Genomic DNA, 5,138 nt, shown 5'->3' with positions numbered 1-5,138 from the left:
GTGGTGGGGCGGTGGGCCTCGAGGAGCCCCAGGTCGCGCATCACCGAGCCGAACTCGAGCTGCTCGAGCATCTCCCGCAGCTCGGCGGTCTTCGGCTCGCGGCGGTGGGCCTTGGAGAAGTCGCAGAGGCCGGGCTCGAGGGGCACGTCGGTGTGGATCTCGGAGAGCTGGCGTGAGAGCAGCACGTCGTCGAGGCTGGCCCGGATGAGCTCGCGGGTGCGCTCGGGCTTGACCTCCTCGAGGTGCGCCAGGAGGTTCTCCAGGCTCCCCCACTCCTCCAGCAGCTTGACCGCCCCCTTCGGCCCGATGCCCTTGGCCCCCGGGATGTTGTCGGAGCTGTCGCCGGTGAGGGCGCGGTAGTCCACCCACTGCTCCACGCCGACGCCGTACTTCTCCTTCACCTGGTTGGGCCCGATGATCGAGCCGTCGGGGTGGAAGACCCAGACGTTCTCGCTCAGAAGCTGGTAGGCGTCGCGGTCGCCGGTGAGGATGCGCACCGGGTAACCCTCGGCCTCGGCCTTCTTCGCCAGCGTGCCGATCACGTCGTCGGCCTCGTAGCCGGGGACCTCGAGGCGCACGAGCCCCAGCAGCTCGACGAGCCGCTTGATCTTGCGGATCTGCTCGGGCAGGTCCTCGGGCGTGGGGGCCCTCCCGGCCTTGTAGGCCTCGAAGTTGTCGTGCCGGAAGGTCTTGGCGGGCGCGTCGAAGACCACGATGACGCAGGAGCTGTTCTCCTTGAGGTACTTCAGCAGCGTCCGCAGGAAGCCGAAGATGGCCTGCACCGGCTCCCCGGTGGAGGTGGTGAGCTTCTCGAAGGCGAAATAGGTGCGGTACGCCAGGTGGTGCCCGTCGATCAGGATGACCCGCTCGGCGCGGGGCGCCGGAGCGGGCTGGGGGTCAGGGTCGAATAAGCCTTGCTGCACGGGGCCATTCTAACCCCATTCATTTCGCTGTGAACAGAACCAGGATGCGGTAGCCACCAGCGGTCAGTTATCAGCTATCAGCTCGTGGCCCGTGGCTCGTGGTTTACCCCTCCCCAACCCTCCCCGCGCGCGGGGAGGGGGTATCCCCCCAGCCCCCCTTGTTAAGGGGGGTGACAAGGCGTCCTGCGTACGACGTACGACGTAGGACGTAGGACGTGCGTTTTGCGTCTTGCGTTTTGCGTCTTGCGTTTCGCGTACGACGTACGCCGCACGACCCTCGCCCCGCTATCGGCTATCGGCTATCGGCTATCGGCATTCAGTGCACAGGACATACACCTACGCCTCGAGCCGCTCCACCACCTCGGCCCGCAGCACCCCCCGGCTGGCGTCCCGCAAGGCGGCCTGGAAGGCCTCGAGCGCGCCGGCCTCGAGGGTGAGCTCGAGCCGCAAGCCCCGCGCCGTGTAGCCCTCCGCGTCGCGGGGCAGGCCGCCGCGCTCGAGCAGCCCGTACACCACGCCCGAGAGTTCGAAGGGCACCTCGAGCGCCACCCGCACCCTGGGGCGCACCTCGCGCCTGGGGGCCTGGCGCAGGCACTCGGCCGCGACGCCGCCGTAGGCCCGCACCAGCCCGCCCGTGCCCAGCTTGACCCCGCCGAAGTGGCGGGTGACCACCACCATCACCCGGTCGAGGCCCTGGCCCTCGATGGCCCGCAGGATCGGCTGCCCGGCGGTGCCGCCCGGCTCGCCGTCGTCGGAGAAGCGGTAGAGCGGCCCGACCCGGTAGGCCCAGCAGTTGTGGGTGGCCTCACGCTCGCGGACTCGCTCGAGGAAGGCCAGCGCCTCCTCCGGCGTGGCCGCCGGGGCCGCCCGCGCGATGAAGCGGCTCTTCTGGATGAGCTGCTCGAGCTCGTGGGGGGCGGCCAGGGTGGTCACGCCTCGAGCTTCCCCCGCGCGGCTTGGTACATGACCTCCACCGGGGGACGCTGGCCGGTCCACAGCTCGAAGGCCAGCGCCCCCTGCCACACCAGCATGGGCAGGCCGCCCAGCGTCCTGAGCCCTGCGGCCCTGGCCTCGCGCAGCAGGCGGGTTTCCAGGGGGTTGTAGACGATGTCCACCACGGTGCCGCCGGCCGGGAGCCACTCGGCCCGTAGCGGCGTGGCGGCGGGGTCTTTGAGCCCTACGGTGGTGGTGTTGACGATGAGGTCGCTCGAGCGCGCCATCCCCGCCAGCACCAATTCGTTGTCGGTGACCTCGCCGAGGCCGAATTCGCGCTGGAGCTGCGCGGCGCGCTCCAGGGTGCGGTTACCAATGCGCACCTGGGCCCCGGCCTGCTTGAGCGCCCAGGCGATGGCCCGCGCGGCCCCCCCGGCCCCCAGGATGAGCGCCTTGGCGCCCCGGTACTCGATCCCGGCCTCCTCGAGGCCGCGCAGGAAGCCCGGGGCGTCGGTGTTGTGGCCCTCGAGCCGCCCCTCGCGGTTGACGACCGTGTTGACCGCGCCGATGGCCTCGGCCTCCGGGGAGAGCCGGTCGAGGTAGGGCATCACCGCCTCCTTGTGCGGCACGGTGACGTTGACGCCGCGGTAGGCGCGGCGCACCTCGTCCATGCGCTCGGCCAGGGCCTCCGGGGGGGTCTCGAGCGCGGCGTAGCTGCCCGCGAGGCCCAGCGCCTCCAGGGCCGCGGCGTGCATCGCCGGGGAGAGGGTGTGGGAGAGTGGGTAGCCGATCAGGCCCAGCCTCATGGGGTCAGTTTACAGTCGGGGCGGTGGGAGCCATTATGATGAGGCTAGTGATACGCTTGGTCTTTCTGCTTCTTCTTGCCCTGGGCTGGGCAGGTGCGAAAAGCTACATCATCCCCATCGAGGGGGTCATCGACCAGCCCTTGGCCATCTTCCTCGAGCAGTCCCTCGAGCAGGCCGAGCGCGAGGGCGCGAGCGGGGTGGTGCTCTACGTCGACACCCCCGGCGGGCGCGTTGACGCGGCCATCCGCATGTCCGACGCCATCCTCGCCAGCCCGCTGCCCACCATCGCCGTGGTGCAGAACGCCTTCTCGGCCGGGGCGCTGATCTCGCTGTCGGCCCAGCAGATCTACATGCTGCCGGGATCGGAGATCGGGGCCGCGCTGCCGATCACGGTGACCCCGGTGACCCAGCCGGAGGCCGCCGACCGCAAGGTGATCTCCGCCCTGCGCAGCAAGTTCCGCGCGGTGGCCGAGGCCCGGGGCCGCCCGGTCAACCTCGCCGAGGCCATGGTTGACCCCGAGCGCGAGGTGCCCGGGCTCTCGACGCGGGGCGAACCCCTCACCCTCTCCGCCCAGAAGGCCGCCGAGACCAAGATCGCCGACGGGGTGGTGAGCAGCCTGGGCGAGGCCCTCGAGAAGGCCGGCTTCAACCCCCAGACCCAGCGCCTCGAGCCCGGCACCCGCGTCAACGTGGCCCGCTTCCTCACCAACCAGGTCGTCGCCGCCATCCTGCTGGCGGTGGGGGTTTTGGGCATCGCCCTGGAGTTCTTCACCCCCGGCACCTTCCTGCCCGCGACCATCGGCATCATCGCGCTGGCGCTGTACTTCCTGGGCGGCTACCTGGCGGGCTTCTCGAGCCTGCTGGAGATCGGGCTGTTCGTGGGCGGGTTGCTGCTGCTGCTGGTCGAGCTCTTCATCACGCCGGGCTTCGGCGTGCTGGGCGGGCTGGGCATCGCGGGCATCGTGGCCTCGGTGTACCTCACCTTCGGCAGCCAGTCGGTGGCGGTAGGCTCCTACGCCGTCCTGATCGTGGCCGTCGGGCTGTTCCTGATGTTCCGCTTCTTCCCCCGCACCCGCCTGGGGCGCGCGCTGGTGCTGGAGAGCACCATCGCCGAGCAGGCCCCCCCGCGCGACGAGCTCCAGAGCATCGTGGGGGCCATCGGCACGGCACTGACCGATCTTCGTCCTGCGGGTACCGCGCTCTTCGGCGAACGCCGGGTGGACGTGGTGACGCAGGGCGAGTTTATCGAGCGGGGCACCCCGATCCGGGTCACCGAGGTCGAAGGGGTGCGCGTGGTGGTACGAAAGGAAGGTTGAGTGTGGAACTATTGGCTCCGGTTCTCGTAGCGACCCTGATTATCGTCGTCCTGTTCATCTTCTTCACCTTCATCCCGGTGGGGCTGTGGATCACCGCCTTCTTCTCCGGGGTGCGCGTGAGCCTGGGCACGCTGGTGGGCCAGCGGCTGCGCCGCATCCCCCCGGCCCGGATCATCCTGCCCATGATCAAGAGCTTCAAGGCGGGCATCCCGGTGGAGGTGACGCGCCTGGAGTCGCAGTACCTCGCCGGGGGCAACGTTGACCGCGTGGTGGACGCGCTGATCGCCGCCGAGAAGGCCGGGATCAAGCTCACCTTCGACCGCGCCGCCGCCATCGACCTCGCCGGGCGCGACGTGCTCGAGGCCGTGCGGCTGTCGGTCAACCCCAAGGTCATCACCTCCCCCATGGTCGCGGGCATGGCCCAGGACGGCATCCAGCTCCTGGCTACCGCCCGCATCACCGTGCGGGCCAACATCGACCGCCTGGTGGGCGGCGCCGGCGAGGAGACCATCGTCGCGCGCGTGGGCGAGGGCATCGTGGCCTCCATCGGCCAGAGCATGGACCACAAGCAGGTGCTCGAGCAGCCCGACCGCATCTCCAAGACCGTGCTCGCCAAGGGCCTCGACGCCGGCACCGCCTTCGAGATCCTCTCGGTGGACATCGCCGAGGTGGACGTGGGCAAGAACATCGGCGCCCAGTTGCGCACCGACCAGGCCGAGGCCGACAAAAAGATCGCCCAGGCCAAGGCCGAGGAGCGCCGCGCGATGGCGGTGGCCGCCGAGCAAGAGAACAGGGCCGCCGTCGAGGCCATGCGGGCCAAGCTCGTCGAGGCCCAGGCCGCCGTGCCCCTGGCGATGGCCGACGCCCTCAAGAGCGGCAAGCTCAGCGTGATGGACTACTACCAGCTCAAGAACATCGAGGCCGACACCGACATGCGCGAGTCGATCAGCAAGGCGACCGAGGGGGAGGAGAACCGGTGATGCGCGATGCAGCTTGACGACCTGCTGGGCCTGTTGTTCCTGTTCTTCTTCGTCATCCTCCCCGCCCTGCGCGGCTTCCTGCGGCGGGGAGACAACACCTTCGACATCCCCGACATCGACCAACTGCCCACCGACCCCGACCAGGTGCAGCGCAGGCCCCCGGCCCAGCCCACCCAGGCC

General features: G+C 70.0%; 5 protein-coding genes. 2 read left to right on the top strand and 3 right to left on the bottom strand.

Annotation, left to right across the window (positions count from 1 at the left end):
- The 3 genes from Mterra_RS18635 to Mterra_RS18625 all read right to left on the bottom strand — a co-directional run.
- On the bottom strand, window positions 1-923 hold a 923-nt coding region (locus Mterra_RS18635; protein ID WP_275054842.1), incomplete at its 3' end, for a 5'-3' exonuclease.
- Window positions 924-1,259: 336 nt separating this feature from the next.
- Entirely contained in the window at window positions 1,260-1,856 is a 597-nt protein-coding gene (locus tag Mterra_RS18630; protein WP_119316505.1) for an IMPACT family protein, read from the bottom strand.
- On the bottom strand, window positions 1,853-2,662 hold the full coding sequence (locus Mterra_RS18625) for a shikimate dehydrogenase (protein ID WP_119316504.1): 810 nt from the start codon (window positions 2,660-2,662) through the stop codon (window positions 1,853-1,855). The genes Mterra_RS18630 and Mterra_RS18625 overlap by 4 nt, the downstream gene beginning before the upstream one ends.
- 38 nt (window positions 2,663-2,700) lie before the next feature.
- On the opposite strand from Mterra_RS18625, the gene Mterra_RS18620 reads away from it, so the two are divergent.
- Together Mterra_RS18620 and floA are read left to right on the top strand one after the other, a co-directional pair.
- Entirely contained in the window at window positions 2,701-3,978 is a 1,278-nt protein-coding gene (locus Mterra_RS18620) for an NfeD family protein (RefSeq protein ID WP_119316506.1), read from the top strand.
- Window positions 3,979-3,980: 2 nt separating this feature from the next.
- Window positions 3,981-4,958 carry a flotillin-like protein FloA gene (gene floA / locus Mterra_RS18615; protein WP_119316503.1) on the top strand — a complete coding sequence of 326 codons (978 nt, stop codon included), beginning with the start codon at window positions 3,981-3,983 and terminating at the stop codon, window positions 4,956-4,958.
- Window positions 4,959-5,138: the final 180 nt, after the last annotated feature.

Origin of the sequence: Calidithermus terrae (assembly GCF_003574345.1) — a bacterium.
In the GTDB taxonomy this organism is placed as follows: Bacteria; Deinococcota; Deinococci; order Deinococcales; family Thermaceae; genus Calidithermus; species Calidithermus chliarophilus.
Note: the sequence above shows the minus strand (reverse complement) of the source record. Positions and strands in the feature narration are given on the sequence as shown.

Bases quoted from the DNA above. Each gene is read 5' to 3' on its own strand.
- Mterra_RS18625 (WP_119316504.1), bottom strand. From the start codon at position 2,662: ATGAGGCTGGGCCTGATCGGCTACCCACTCTCCCACACCCTCTCCCCG.
- Mterra_RS18620 (WP_119316506.1), top strand. From the start codon at position 2,701: ATGAGGCTAGTGATACGCTTGGTCTTTCTGCTTCTTCTTGCCCTGGGC.